The organism is Chryseobacterium candidae (assembly GCF_004916905.1).
Lineage (GTDB): Bacteria > Bacteroidota > Bacteroidia > Flavobacteriales > Weeksellaceae > Chryseobacterium > Chryseobacterium candidae.
Window position 1 is genome coordinate 46,229 of record NZ_SDLV01000019.1, and the last position, 15,282, is coordinate 61,510.

The window sequence follows — 15,282 nt, forward strand, 5'->3', positions numbered from 1 at the left end:
CTATATTTGACTAACATTTTTTTAACTATAACTATTTATAGTTAAAAAATATAAGATTGTACCGGCCATGTTTCTAAGAATAAGGAAACAATAAATATACTTTAATAGCATTTGAACAACAGATATTTTTACATTAAAAAATTGTTATCAAATAACATTTATGATTAAAGATATATTACAGTTTCATTATTTTTATTTTCTCATCATCGCAAATTGCTATTTATACATATAATATAAGCTTTTTTGCAATGAGATATCATTAATCATTTCTATACCGTAAATGCTATGAAAAACCTGACCAAAACCTGGCTATTATCCTTTGAAAAGCCAGATATAATTACTATAACCCAAAATCTATCTGTAACTGACAGATCATTAAATAATTATCATAAAACAATATCAATTTTTAGCGATTTGATAAAAACCAATTTTATTATATCCTAACAAAAAGTAATGGTCTTACTATGCAAAGACCTTGCATTCTGTTATTAAACTCTTGCTATCATTCAATAATTCAATTAACACGCCATGAAAAAATTAACCATTATTGGACTGACGCCTTTTGAAAAGCCGGACGTTAACCTTGTATCCCGACTGCACCAGGCAGGTGCATTGCCCGTACTAAGTTTAGGAAATGAGCTAACGAAAGCCCAGGAAGCGTTACATCAACTTGATCAGATAAACGTACCATCCTATGGTATTTATTTTTCTAACGATGATTTCACCACTCTTCAAATTCCTGAAAAAGTAAGATTTGCGATCCTTCCGTTCGGAATGTCTAAGCCACTCAATATACCTGTTATTTTTCAGGTAACCAGTTTGGAAGAGGCCACACAGGCTGAACAGTCAGGAGCAGAAGGAATCATTATCAAAGGAAATGAAGCGGGTGGATTAGTAGGTTATGAGTCCACATTTGTATTATTCCAGCGTGTGATCAAAGAAATCCAGAGCATTCCGGTGTGGGTACAGGGAGGAATAGGCATCCATACCGCAGCAGCAGCAAAAGCTTTGGGAGCAACAGGAATTGTACTGGACAGCCAACTGGCTCTGTTTCCGGAAAGTTCGGTCCCTCAGGACCTGAAAGAAATCTGCTCAAAACTGAATGGTACAGAAACTAAAGTGATTGCTAACCATCGTGTACTGGTAAGACCCAATTCACCGGTTTTACCTGAGAATGCAACTGCCGAAGATCTGAGACAATACTTTACAGGTCTAGACCTCAGTACATGTTACATCCCAATGGGACAAGATATTTCATTAGCAACAGATCTGTATGAAGACTTCAAAACCCTGAGAAAACTGATTTTCGGTTTCAAAGAAGCCATGTATGGACACCTGAAGCAGGCAAAGGCACTGAAAGTAATTGATAAAAACAACTCTTTAGCTCAGGAATTGGGTCTGAACTACCCTATCGCTCAAGGTCCAATGACCCGTGTAAGTGATGTTCCTTCATTTGCCAATGCAGTAGCAGATGCCGGAGCCTTACCCTTTGTTGCTTTATCCTTATTGAAAGGAGAATCTGCAAAATCTTTGGTAATGGATACCAAAAAGCTGGCTGGTGAAAAAACATGGGGTGTAGGAATTTTAGGATTTGCTCCACAGGAATTAAGAGATGAACAGACATCATATATATTAGAAGCAAAACCTCCTGTAGTTTTGATTGCCGGAGGAAGACCCGCACAGGCTAAAGTATTTGAAAAAGCAGGAATAAAATCATTCTTACACGTTCCTTCCCCTGCCCTTCTGGATATTTTCCTCAAAGAAGGCGCGAAAAACTTTATTTTTGAAGGACGTGAGTGCGGAGGTCACGTAGGTCCTTTGTCCAGTACAGTTCTCTGGGAAAAACAAATTGACCGTATTTTAAAAGAAGATCATCCTGAAAACATCAGTGTCTTTTTTGCAGGAGGAATTCATAACGCCTTTTCAACCGCATTCGTTTCTATTATGGCTGCACCATTGGCTGCAAGAGGAGTGAAAATCGGGGTATTAATGGGTACAGCTTATCTGTATACCCATGAAGCTGTACAAACGGGAGCTATTCAGGAAGAATTCCAGTCTCAGGCCATGCAGGCGAAGGATACCGTTTTACTGGAAACTGCTCCCGGACATGAAACCCGTTGTTTAAATACAGCTTTTGCTCACCACTTCAATACAGAAAAAGCAAAACTGCTTGCCGCCGGAATGGACAAAAAGCAGGTATGGGAACAGCTTGAAAAATTAAATGTAGGCCGTTTACGTATTGCCGCTAAAGGAATAGAACGTCAGGGCGACAAATTGGTCAATATTCCTAAAGATGACCAACTGGACTTAGGAATGTATATGATCGGGCAGGTAGCCACCATGCAGAATCGTGTGATCTCATTGGCTGCTCTACATCAAAGTGTGGTAGACAATTATGAATATATTCAGGATGCAGTATTACCGGAAGAACCGATTTCTACGGAAAAACCTCTTGATATCGCCATCGTAGGGATGGAATGTATTTTTCCTGGTGCTAAAAACCTTGATGAATACTGGAGAAATATCATTTTAGGAAAAGACAGTGTTACCGAAGTACCGGATGAAAGATGGAATAAAGACCTTTATTATAAACCTGATTCCAACGAATCGGATGTATCTCATTCCAAATGGGGAGGATTTATTCCTAAAATCGATTTCGATCCTTTGGCATTCGGGGTTCCGCCACAATCACTCGCAGCCATTGAACCTACACAGCTTTTAACCTTATTAGTTGCAAAACGTGCAATGGAAGATGCCGGTTATGGCGAAAAGCACATCAACAGAGAAAACATTTCTGTTATTATAGGTGCTGAAGGAGGTAATGACCTTGCCAACAGCTATAGTTTCAGAGGATATTATAAACAGGTCTTCGGAGAGCTTCACGAAGAAGTAAAAGAAGCCTTTCCACATACCACCGAGGATTCTTTTCCAGGTATTTTGGCCAATGTGATCGCAGGTAGGATTACGAACCGTCTGGATTTGGGCGGAAGAAACTTCACAGTAGACGCAGCCTGTGCTTCTTCTTTGGCCGCTATTGATCTGGCTTGCCAGGAACTTGTATTAGGAAAATCTGATATGGTTCTTGCCGGAGGTGCAGATTTACACAACGGAATTAATGATTACCTGATGTTCTCCAGCACGCATGCCTTATCCAGAAAAGGGAGATGTGCTACATTCGACAGTGATGCAGATGGCATTGCTCTTGGAGAAGGTATTGCCATCCTTGTTTTAAAAAGATATGAAGATGCTGTAAGGGATGGAGATCGTATTTACTCAGTAATAAAAGGAGTTGGAGGATCCAGTGACGGAAAAGCGTTAGGTTTGACCGCTCCTAGAAAAATAGGCCAGGTAAGAGCCTTAGAGCGTGCTTATTCCCAAGCTGGGATCAGTCCAGCTTCCGTAGGTCTTGTAGAAGCTCACGGTACAGGAACAGTAGTAGGTGACAAAACTGAATTAAGTGCATTGACTAATTTGTTCAGCCGTTCAGGAGCTTTACCGGGGCAGACTCATCTAGGTTCTGTGAAAACACAGATCGGGCATACCAAATGTGCGGCAGGATTAGCAGGATTAATCAAAGCTTCGCTTGCGGTATATCACGGTGTAAAGCCGCCTACCCTTCATCTTCAGCAGCCTAATGCCTATTACAATGCTGAAACCAGTCCATTTGCATTTCATTCAGAAAGTGGATTATGGTCAGAAAAAAACCGTTATGCAGGAATCAGTGCTTTTGGATTTGGGGGAACCAACTTCCATACGGTCATTGCCAACCATCCTAAACAGGATAATTCCATTGCCATGCAGTCGTGGCCTTCAGAATTGTTTGTGTTCCGCGGAGATAACTATGAAGAAGCGAAAGAACAGGCAAGTCAGGTTAAAGTATTATTAGAAATTAACGATGGTATTCCATTAAAAGATATTGCTTACAGTTTAAGCATCAGTTCAGAAAAGCCAATTCAGTTCAGTATTGTTGCAGACACTGCCGAAGACCTGATGATGAAGCTTGAACTTGTATTGCTGGGAATTGAGACAAAAGACACTTTTACCGTGAATAAAAAAGAAGGTAAAGTAGCATTCACATTCCCCGGACAAGGCAGCCAGAGAATCAATATGGCCCGTGACTTATTTGTTGTTTTCCCAGCCATGCGTAAGATTATTGATGAGTATCCTAAACTTGAAAAAGTAGTTTTCCCATCAAAAACCTTTAATGAAGCTGATTTAAAACAACAGAAAGAAACCATTAAAGATACGCGTTTAGCACAACCGCTTTTAGGAATTGTAGACCTTGCACTGGCAAAATTCTTAGAATCATTGGGCATCGTTCCTGATATGCTGGCAGGTCATAGCTATGGTGAAATACCAGCTTTATGTTTTGCAGGAGTGTTTGGAGAAGATAAACTGGTTGACTTAAGCGTTCAGAGAGCTCAATCTATTTTAGACTCAGTAGAAGGTGGAGATCCGGGTTCCATGCTGGCGGCAAGTGCTACTCCGGAACGTTTACTGCCAATCATTGCTAAAGTAGAAGGATGTTATCCTGTGAACTTTAATGCTCCTACTCAATGTGTTATCGCAGGAAGTACGGAAGCCATCAATACATTACTTGAAGTACTTAAACAGGAAGGAATCTCTGCTAAAAAACTGGAAGTTGCCTGTGCATTCCACAGTCCGTTATTGGCAAAATCCAAGGATTTGTATGCGGAAATACTGAAGGATATTCCTTTCAGTGAAATGCAGATTCCGGTGTGGTCCAATACCACGGCGGAAGTATATCCTACGAATCCGGTAGAAATAAAAGAAAGACTTACCGACCATCTGGTACAGCCTGTAAGATTTGTAGAACAGCTTCAGGCCATGTATAACGACGGTGCAAGAATATTCATTGAAGTAGGACCAGGAAAAGTACTTACCGGATTGACCAAATCCTGTCTTGAAAAAGATCAGCTTACCCTATATGTAGAAGACAACAGCCGTAATAAATTCAGTCACCTGCTTTGCATGCTGGCACAATATTTAGGAACAGGTCGAAGCTTTAATATTGATAAACTTTTTGACGGCAGAAGTGTTACGATTATCGATCTTAACCAACCTGAGCTTTACAAGAAAAGCCCTGCTATCTGGCGTGTTAACGGGCAGACAGCCCACCCAACTACCGGTAATCTGCCATCTAATGGTGCATTGCCACTAATAAACCCTATTCCCATGAACAATTTTACCCATCAACCACAGACACCAGCAACTGAAGCTCAGTCTACCGCTGAACGTATGCTGCAGGAATATTTAAACAGTATGAAATTAATGATACAGGCACAGCGTGATGTGATGCTTTCCTTTATGGGACAGAATCCTCAGGCATTCCCTGCTCCTGTATACCATTCACCAGCACCAGCTGCTGCACACCAGCCTATATCTACGATTCCGGTTCAGCCTGTTCATCAGCAACCCGTAGCTGCAGCTCCTGTAAAGCAAGCTCCGTCAAGAGATATTAAGTCTTTATTATTACAGGTGGTAAGCGACAAAACAGGATACCCTCAGGAAATGCTGGGTATGGAAATGGACCTGGAAGCGGATTTAAGTATCGACTCTATCAAAAGAGTAGAAATCATCGGAACACTTCGTAACGAACTGGGAACTCTGGGCAATGGAAATACCAGTGAAGACACCGTTATGGAGCAGCTTGCCGGAATAAAAACTTTAAGTGGTCTTGTTTCATGGCTTACTGAATTTTCTGGAGCTGAAACCACTGCTGCGACTGAAAAAAAAGGATCAGCTACTGAGCCTGCAGTTTCAAAATCACAAGCTCAGCCGGCATTCTCTCTTGAAGACCTTCAAAATGCAATCCTGAATATCGTTAGCGAAAAAACAGGATATCCAAAAGAAATGTTAGGAATTGATCTTGATCTGGAAGCAGATTTGAGTATAGACTCCATTAAACGTATGGAAATCATCGGTGATCTTAAAACTAAGATCGGATTTGGTCAAAACCTTGAACAGGCTGATGATGTGATGGAAAAACTGGCGGCCATTAAAACTCTTCGTGGTCTGGCAAGCTGGATCAGCGAAATGAATGGGGAAACCAACGAAACCACTCACGAAGCGAAAGAAGAAAATACTGCAGAGCCAACCCAAAATGTACTCTCACGTCTTCGTTTTGACATCACTCCTACCGATGCTTCTAAAATACAAAATACAGAAGTATTGCAGGGAAAACGCTTTGCGATTACACAAGATGACAGCAAGCAAACCTCAGCCATCAAAGATGCGTTAGAAAAACATGGAGCTATTGTAGAGCTGGTAGATACATATAAAGATCTTTCAAATATCGACGGATTAATTATGTTAGACCTATTCTCTGCTGCTGACAAACCAAGCATCATCGATCACGTAGATCTGATCAAAAAACTGGATTTTGACAAAGCAAAATGGGTATATCTTATTTCAGATATTCCAGCACACCTTCAGGAAATTACAGATGCAAGCATATTACGTCATCATCAGGGATATCCGGGACTTTTCAAAAGTTTAGCAAGAGAATTTGATAATACAACTTGTAGATTAATCAGCCTTAGTACGCCTCAGGAAGTAGATCAGATTGCTGAAATTACGTTGAAGGAAATCCTTACCAATGATAAACCTGCTGAGGTGATTTATAAAAACGATCAGAGACACCAGGTAGACATCATTCCTTCTCCATTATCAACAAGCTTACATGAAGCGCATATCCAGTTAGATCAAAAATCTGTGGTATTGGTATTGGGAGGCGCACAGGGAATCACTGCCGAATTGGTAAAACACATGTCTCAGGCGTATCCTTGTACTTATATTCTGGTAGGAAGATCAGCGGATCCAAGAAATGTTATTTCTGCGAAAGATTTTGAGGGAATGAAAACCAAAGAAGAAATCAGAGGTTTCCTGATCAAGTCAGGTCAATTCACTTCTCCTGCAGAAATAGAAAAAGAAACAACGAAGATTTTCAAAAACAATCAGATCCTGCGTACGATCCGTGATATGGAAGAGCTTGGAAATACCATCATTTACCAATCACTGGATCTTTGTGACGAAGAAGGTTTAAGCAATCTGATCAGCAGTATTTATGAAAAATACAACCGTCTGGATGGAGTGATTCATGGAGCAGGTCTTTTAGAAGATAAATTATTCAAACAAAAGACAACAAGCTCTTTCGGACGTGTATTTGACACCAAAGTGAAACCACTTCGTGTATTGGCAGAACAGCTTCGTTCAGACTGCCAGTTTGTAGTTCTGTTCTCAAGTATTGCTTCTGTATACGGCAACAAAGGCCAGACAGATTATGCTGCGGCCAACAGTGTACTGGATGATTACGCCAATGCTTTAAACAAAAGATTAAAAGGAAAAGTAATCTCGATCAACTGGGGACCCTGGAAAGGAGCCGGAATGGTTTCTTCCACTCTTGAATCGGAATACAAACGCAGAGGTATTTCTATGATCCCATTGGATGAAGGAAAAGAAATCTTCCTTAACGAGATTAAATACGGAACAGAAAGCCAGGTGCTGATCATGTCAGGAAATAATTGGTAAAACGCTGCATAAACTCAATATGAAACAAACAGATGTTGCTGTAATTGGCCTATCCTGCGTCTTTCCCGGGGCACAGGATGCCAACACTTTTTGGCAGAATATTGTCAATAAAGTTGATTCTACCGAACTCGCTCCGGAGCATCGGATAGATCCGGTTCATTTCAGTGATGCCACCAGTCCAGTTGATCGTTTTTACTGTCAGCGTGGAGGATTTATCCCTGAGTATACATTCGATCCTACCGCTTTTGGTATTCTGCCATTAGCCGTTGAAGGAACGGAACCTGATCATCTGCTTACCCTTGATCTGGTGCAGAAAGCCCTGGAAGATGCCGGCGTATTCCAAAAGAATACCTCTCTTGAAAAAGCGGGAATTATTATCGGTAAAGGAAATTATACAGGTCCAGGTGCGACCCGAGCTATAGAAATTGTAAGAACCGGAGAACAGATTTCTTCGTTATTACAGGAATTGCTGCCTCAGGTTTCTTCTGTGGATATTGAAAAAGTAAAACACGCTTTCCAACAACGTAAAGGACGTTTCGCAGCCGATACTGCGATGGGATTAATACCCAATCTTGTAGCCTCTCTTGTCGCGAACCGCTTCAATTTAGGAGGCGCTGCATTCACTGTAGATGCCGCTTGTGCCTCTGCCTTAATTGCTGTAGATCATGCCGTACAGGAACTTCAGAGAGGCCGTTCTGATATCATGATCGCAGGAGGCGTACACACAGGACAGAATGCTGCTTTCTGGAGTATTTTTGCCCAGCTGGGAGCCATGTCCCGTCAACAGCAGATCAAACCCTTCAGTGTGGATGCTGACGGCCTATTGATCGGTGAAGGCTGTGGTTTCGTCGTGTTAAAAAGACTGGAAGATGCCGTTCGTGATCAGGATAAAATCTATGCGGTAATCAAAGGAGTTGGTGTAAGCAGTGATGGTACCGGAACCAGCGTGATGAGCCCATCCGTAAAAGGTCAGTTAAAAGCTTTAGAACAGGCATGGATCAATGCTGGTTTAGATAAAAATAAAGTGGGATATCTTGAAGCTCATGGCACAGGAACTCCCCTTGGAGATAAAACAGAACTTCAGACCTTAGCCCAATTCTTCGGGAAAGAAGAAGCAGCTCCGGCTGCGGGTATCGGATCTGTGAAATCCAATATCGGGCATGCTATGCCTGCAGCCGGAATTGCAGGATTAATTAAAACCTGTTTAGCCTTACATCATGATACTTTACCACCAACCTTGTATTGTGAGAATCCAACCTCGGAGATGCAGAACACAAGGTTTGAACCTGTACAGGAAGCCAGAAACTGGTCAAAAACAGGACTTCCAAAAGTAGCCGCAGTGAATGCTTTCGGATTTGGAGGAATCAATGCTCACGTTGTTCTGGAAGGCTATGATATGCCGAAAAAAGATCATGTACTAATCTTGGCAAGACCTACCCATGAAGAATTGCTTTCAGCATTACAAAATAATGAAACAGCCATTGGTGAAGGGAATTTCAGAGTTGCGATATTCGATCCGATACCTGCCAGAATAGAAAAAGCCATTAAAATTGTTTCCAAAAATATCACGTGGAAAAACAAACAGGATATCTGGTACACCTCTGCTCCGTTATTAAAAGATGGCGGTAAAGTAGCCTTTGTATTCCCTGGTTTAGATGGACTGGCAAAAGGTGAAGTAGAAACGGTAAGCCGTTATTTTGGGCTTACAGCTCCTATTGAAACGGAAGGTGAAGGACTTTTAACCGATGCTTTAAACGTTTTCAACAATTGCAGTATCCTTGATAATTCATTGAAAAAACTGGGAATTATCCCGGATATGAATGCAGGACACAGTTTAGGAGAATGGCTGGCAGGATATTCATCAGAGTTAGCAGAAGCCAACTCTGTAAAAGCCTTAATTGATGTCCTTCACCCTGAAACTTTTGAATTAAAAGACTCCAAGTTCATTGCCATAGGAGCCGGAATTGATATTATAAAACCTTTTATCACTGAAATTTCAAACCTCTATGTATCCAATGATAACTGCCCTAATCAGGTGATTCTTTGCGGAAGCAATGCAGCTTTGGATGAATTGGTTCCCTTGTTAAAAGCAAAACAGATCTTCCATCAGGTATTGCCATTCCAGTCAGGATTTCACTCTCCTTTTATCGCAGATAAACTGGATGTGATTCTTGCGGGAATGGAAAAAGCACAGTTCCAGCAAACAAAAATTCCATTGTGGTCTGCCACAACACTAGAACCTTATCCTGCAGATCAGGCAGCGATCAGAAAACTGAGTGCCGAACACTTAGTTGAACCTGTTCGTTTCCGTGAACTGACAGATAAACTATACGAAGAAGGTGCAAGAGTCTTCATTCAAGTCGGAACTGGCGGTCTGATTGGATTTATTGATGATACTTTAAAAGGAAAAGATTTCAGCACCATCGCTTCCAGCGTTCCTACCCGTTCTGCACTGGCTCAGTTACAACGTGTAGTGGCTTCCTTGTTTGTAGAAGGGAAAACAATCGCCCTTGACTTTTTAGAGATTCAGAATCATTCGAAAAGACCATCAGGAAAAGGCATTAAGCTGGAATTAGGTTCACCTATCATCCGGAATTTTAAAGAAGTAAAAGCGTTGGCTCAGTCATTGGATACGCCAAAACAATATACAGCAACGGCTTCAGCTATTGCTGCAAAAAGCGGCCACCCGCTCGTACAGGCATTCCAGGATAACGTTGCAGATATGATCCGTATGCAGGAAGAAGTATTGACTTTATTCCAAAACCGTCCGGAGATCACCATCCAACGTCCGGCAGCTTCAATAACACATGTTGCTCCAAAAGCACCAAGAAATACAACCTTCTCAAAAGACTTATACGTAACGCTGGAAAGTCATCCTTACCTGATCGACCACAGCTTATTGAGACAACCAAAAGGATGGGCTCATGTAGCAGATATGGAGCCGGTCATTCCGATGACGATGATCTTTGAACAGCTTGCAGAAATTGCAGAAGCGGAAATTCCGGGAACACAGGTTCATAAAATCATGAATGTAAGCGTATTCCAATGGATGAACGTTGCCAAACCGTTTGAAAAAACCGTAAAAGGAGAATGGCGTTCACCGAATCACGCTTATCTCGATATTGAAAACTTTGCGAACGCAGAAGTAGTCTTAAAATCAGCTCTTGTTCCAACGCCTGATTTCAATCTTTCCATCGGTAATCTTTTGCCTATTGAAAGAACTCCTGAAGAAATCTATGACATGCACATGTTCCATGGAGAAAAATACCAGGGAATTACTGAAGTTTCAGCCGTTGGAGACAAAGGAATCATCGGAAAAATAAAAGGAAACGGCGGCAAAGGTTCTTTACTGGACAATGCAGGACAGCTGTTCGGACTTTGGCTTCAGCTTACTTTAGTGAAAGACCGTATTGCATTTCCTGTAAAAATCAGAGATATTGAATTCTTCGGAGATATGCATGACCAGGAAGGTATTTTTGAATGTACCTGCATACTGACCGAGCTTAATGATGAATTCGCCATTGCAGATATCATCCTGAAAAGAGACGGAAAAGTATGGTGCGCCATTACCGGATGGCAAAACAGAAGACTGGAAATAGATGCTCCATTATGGAATGTTTCCATGTCACCGCTGCACAACCGTCTTTCGGAAGAAATTGCTCCTGAAGTTTTCTTTTTCCATCAGGCCTATACCAGAGTCGCTTCATGGGATTTTATCCTGAAAAGATATTTCAACCAAACGGAAAAACAGCATCACCAGCAGTTACTACCCAACAAAAAGAAAAACTGGATGGTAAGCCGTGTAGCGGTGAAAGATGCCGTCAGAAATCTTCTCCGTCAGGAAAAAAATCTTGCCTGCTTCCCGATCACCTTTGAAATCCGTTCCGATGAAGTGGGGAAACCTTACCTCATCAGCGATTTTACAGAAGACATTCATATTTCTTTAGCTCACAAAGGAAAAGAAGCCGTTGGGATCGCGAGGTATGGAAAAGCTGTAGGAATTGATATGGAACTGATGGAAGAACGTAGTTCAGGATTCTACGACATGGTATTTACCGACAAAGAATTAACCTTATTAAAAGACAGAGATCAGGCAGAATGGACCACCCGTTTCTGGGTAGCCAAGGAAGCTTACGGAAAATTCCTTGGAACAGGACTGAAAGGAAATCCAAAAGCCTTTGAAATCGAACTTATTAAAGATGATCACCTGTGGATCAACAACATTGAAATCAAAACTATTAAACATAAAAATTATATTATCGGATGGACACTGTAAACGCAACATTAAAAATGAACCACGAAGAACTTTTTACTTTATTAAAAGGTTTTATTACTGAAGTGATAGGTGCTGAATTTGTAGAAGAGATGGATATTACTCCTGAAAGTTCATTCACCAGAGATCTTGAAATGGACAGCATTGAAATTGTCTCTTTCTCTGAAAAGATCAAGGCGCATTTTGGCGATCAGATCGACTTTACGGGTTGGTTATCATCTATGGATCTTGACCAGCTGATTAATCTTGACCTTAGTATGATCATCAATTATATCTACGAATGCCAATAATCACTGTCAATAAAAGACAAGTTCACATACAGGAACTCAACAAAGGAGCCGGACAAACCGTGGTACTCATCCACGGTATGTTCAGCAACCTGTCCATTTATTATTTTAATATTGCCCCTGTGCTGGCAAAGCATTTCCATGTGGTGATGTACGATCTGAAGAGTCACGGTATGAGTGAACGCTTTCCGGATGGGTACGATCTTGACAACATGTCATCCGATTTAATAGGTTTAATAGATCACCTTCAACTGGAAAAAGTACACCTTGTAGGCTATAGTTTTGGAGGTCTTATTGCGTTGAAAACAGCTTTAGAATATCCTGACCGCGTCAATCAGCTCGTGGTGATGGAAGCTCCGGATCCTCAGGATGAAAAAGCCCGTAAGATCATTGATGAATACAGCAAAGAATTTCTGGAGCATTACGTAACCAATTTTACAGACACCACCAAAGTACAGATGGGTAAAAGACAAATGGAAAAGAACCATCGTATGTATGAATTTCTGTTTAATCAAACCACCATTAAAGCAGATATGATCAGGGAAAAACATTTCCTTGGTGAAGCCCGTTTCACTGGATTGGCAGCTCCTACTCTATTGCTTTATGGAGCTGATTCCAACTGCAGACCTACAGGTGAATGGCTGCAATCTCAAATCAGCCAGTCTGAACTTGAATTAATTCCGGGCGATCACAATATTCCTATCCAGGAACCTCAGCTCATCGCTGAAACGATCACTCAATTCTTATCTAAAATTTTAACACAAAACCATGGCTAAATTTGCATTTATAGTTCCACCATTGACAGGACATGTCAACCCTACCTTAAGCATCGGTGCTAAGCTGCTGGAAAGAGGACATGAAGTAGCCTGGATCAGCCTTGACCCGACTTTAGAAGCTAAACTTCCCGAGGGAGGAAAATTATTACTGATCCAATACGATCAGACCGACGAAGAAAAGAAAGAAAGTGAACAATATCTCGATATTATCTCCAAAAAAGTAGTGTATGGTATAGACAGCGTCAAGTTCCTGTATGAAGAGGTTCTTATCCCGTTGAACAGACATTGCTATAACGGAGTTGTTGCTTTATTAAAAATAGAGCAGCCCGATTTGATTATCGGAGATCATCAGTTATTTGCAGCTCCGGTTGCCGCCAAAACTCTTGGTATTCCTTATGCCACTTCTGTTACCGCTCCGGCAGCCATCAAAATTATGAATGAGCTTCCAAAAGTACACGAATGGGAAGTGAATCAAATCATTGATCTACAGAAAGAACTCGGTTTCCAGGAAGAACGCTCCCTGGCAACTTCAGATCTGTTGACACTTGTTTTGACTTCCAGTTATTTCTTTGGTGAAATGGATGATCTGCCTTCTCAATATCAGTTCACAGGTCCGGTTCTTACGGAAAGACGTATCTCATGTGAGTTTGATTGGGACCGATTAAAAAGTGCTGACAACAAAAAGATTTTAGTAAGTATCGGAACAACCTTCGATCATGATCATAAAAAAGCATTTTTCCAAAAGGTCATTGATGCCTTTAAAGATGAAGATCTGACTGTTGTAGTAGTCTCCGATCCACAACTTTTCGAACAATGGCCGGATAACTTTATGGTGTATCAACAAGTTCCGCAACTGGATCTGCTGCCTCATCTTGACGGCGTAGTTTGCCATGGCGGTCATAATACCGTTTCTGAAACATTATCCAACGGAATTCCTTTGGTTGTGATTCCGATTGCGTATGATCAGTCGCACGTTGCAGGACGGGTGGTGCGTACAGAAGCGGGTGAACGTCTTAATTTTAACCGATTTAAAGCCCATCACCTGAGAGAAGCTGTACAGCAGATTCTGAATAATCCAAGCTATGAAGATGCTGCCCGAAAAGTTGGACAGTCTTTTGTGGAAGCCGGAGGTTCAGCTACAGCAGCCAATTTATTGGAACAGGCTTTATCAAGAGCTTCAAAACCTGAAAACCCGTCTAAATTTTTATTTGTAGTTCCTCCGTTTTTCGGACATGTAAGTCCTACTTTAAGTGTGGGAGCAAGCCTGATTGCCCGCGGACACGAAGTAAAATGGTTTGGAATTACGCCTTTAGACAGCAAACATATTCCCGAAGGAGGTTCTTACTTCTATCCTGAAGAAGATCTTATTCCATACCAGGAGGAAATCGCCCGGATTTTAAAAAGACAGGATGACGGACCCGCATGTTCCGGACCTGAAGTCATGAAACTGGCACTGGAAGAAACCTATGTTCCTTTCGCTAAAATGATGATGCCGGGATTAACGAGACTTACTGAAAGCTGGATGCCGGATGTGATTGTAAACGACTGTATCACTTTCGGAGGTGCTCTTTTCGCTCATAAACATCATATTCCTTGTGTAACGACAACTCCGGTTCCTCCGGATGTGATGGGAGACACGGAAAAAAGTGCCCCTAAAATCTGGGAGTGGCAGCAAAACCTCATCAAAGACCTGCAAAAAGAAGTGGGCATTCATGAGGAAGGCATTTATATCCATTCTCATAAACTGAATATGGTGTTTACTTCACAGGCTTTCGCCGGATTTGAAACCGTTCCGCCTCATATGAAATTTGTAGGCCCGGTAAAAGGCCGTCCCAACGATGCTCCATTCGATTGGGATAAACTGAATGCTTCTAGCACTCCAAAGATATTTGTATCGTTGGGAACACTGCTGGTAGATATCAGAAAAGCGTTCTTTGAAAAAATCATCGCTGCATTTAAAGACGAGCCGGTTACCGTAATTGCCGCTACTCCACCGGAAATTTTTGAAGAATGGCCGGATAACTTCATCGTGAACAGCTTCGTTCCTCAGTCTGCGGTGATGCAGCAGATGGATATGGTGATATGCCACGGTGGTTTCAATACCGTAAATGATACTTTCCGTAACGGATTACCCATGTTGATCACGCCAATCGCTTACGATCATTTCCATATTGCAAAACTGATCGAACAGGCAGGCTGCGGAATCAGTATACGATACAAAAGACTGCGTGTAGATGCCCTTCGTGAAACGGTTTTTGAATTATTGGAAAATCCTAAATACAGAGCCGCCGCTCAGGAAGTCAGAAATACATTTACTATTGCCGGAGGTAATGATAAAGCGGTAGAACTGTTAGAAAATTTTGTACAGGAACATTCAACATTAGCTTCTGTGTAG

General features: G+C 41.5%; 5 protein-coding genes. All 5 read left to right on the top strand.

What is annotated here, in order from left to right:
• Nucleotides 1-528 precede the first annotated feature (528 nt).
• Genes EK417_RS10385 through EK417_RS10405 form a run of 5 tightly spaced genes read left to right on the top strand, consistent with a single transcriptional unit; the run spans nucleotide 529 to nucleotide 15,282 of the window.
• Nucleotides 529-7,551 carry a type I polyketide synthase gene (locus EK417_RS10385; protein ID WP_136522125.1) on the top strand — a complete coding sequence of 2,341 codons (7,023 nt, stop codon included), beginning with the start codon at nucleotides 529-531 and terminating at the stop codon, nucleotides 7,549-7,551.
• A gap of 19 nt (nucleotides 7,552-7,570) precedes the next feature.
• On the top strand, nucleotides 7,571-11,827 hold the full coding sequence (locus tag EK417_RS10390; RefSeq protein WP_136522126.1) for a type I polyketide synthase: 4,257 nt from the start codon (nucleotides 7,571-7,573) through the stop codon (nucleotides 11,825-11,827).
• Complete coding sequence (locus EK417_RS10395) at nucleotides 11,815-12,114, top strand: acyl carrier protein (RefSeq protein WP_034696900.1); 300 nt, start codon at nucleotides 11,815-11,817, stop codon at nucleotides 12,112-12,114. The genes EK417_RS10390 and EK417_RS10395 overlap by 13 nt, the downstream gene beginning before the upstream one ends.
• Nucleotides 12,105-12,887: an alpha/beta fold hydrolase gene (locus EK417_RS10400; RefSeq protein ID WP_136522127.1), complete on the top strand. Its 783-nt coding sequence runs from the start codon at nucleotides 12,105-12,107 to the stop codon at nucleotides 12,885-12,887. The genes EK417_RS10395 and EK417_RS10400 overlap by 10 nt, the downstream gene beginning before the upstream one ends.
• On the top strand, nucleotides 12,880-15,282 hold the full coding sequence (locus EK417_RS10405; protein WP_136522128.1) for a glycosyltransferase: 2,403 nt from the start codon (nucleotides 12,880-12,882) through the stop codon (nucleotides 15,280-15,282). The genes EK417_RS10400 and EK417_RS10405 overlap by 8 nt, the downstream gene beginning before the upstream one ends.

Bases quoted from the DNA above. Each gene is read 5' to 3' on its own strand.
- EK417_RS10395 (WP_034696900.1), top strand. From the start codon at position 11,815: ATGGACACTGTAAACGCAACATTAAAAATGAACCACGAAGAACTTTTT.
- EK417_RS10405 (WP_136522128.1), top strand. From the start codon at position 12,880: ATGGCTAAATTTGCATTTATAGTTCCACCATTGACAGGACATGTCAAC.
- EK417_RS10400 (WP_136522127.1), top strand. From the start codon at position 12,105: ATGCCAATAATCACTGTCAATAAAAGACAAGTTCACATACAGGAACTC.
- EK417_RS10385 (WP_136522125.1), top strand. From the start codon at position 529: ATGAAAAAATTAACCATTATTGGACTGACGCCTTTTGAAAAGCCGGAC.
- EK417_RS10390 (WP_136522126.1), top strand. From the start codon at position 7,571: ATGAAACAAACAGATGTTGCTGTAATTGGCCTATCCTGCGTCTTTCCC.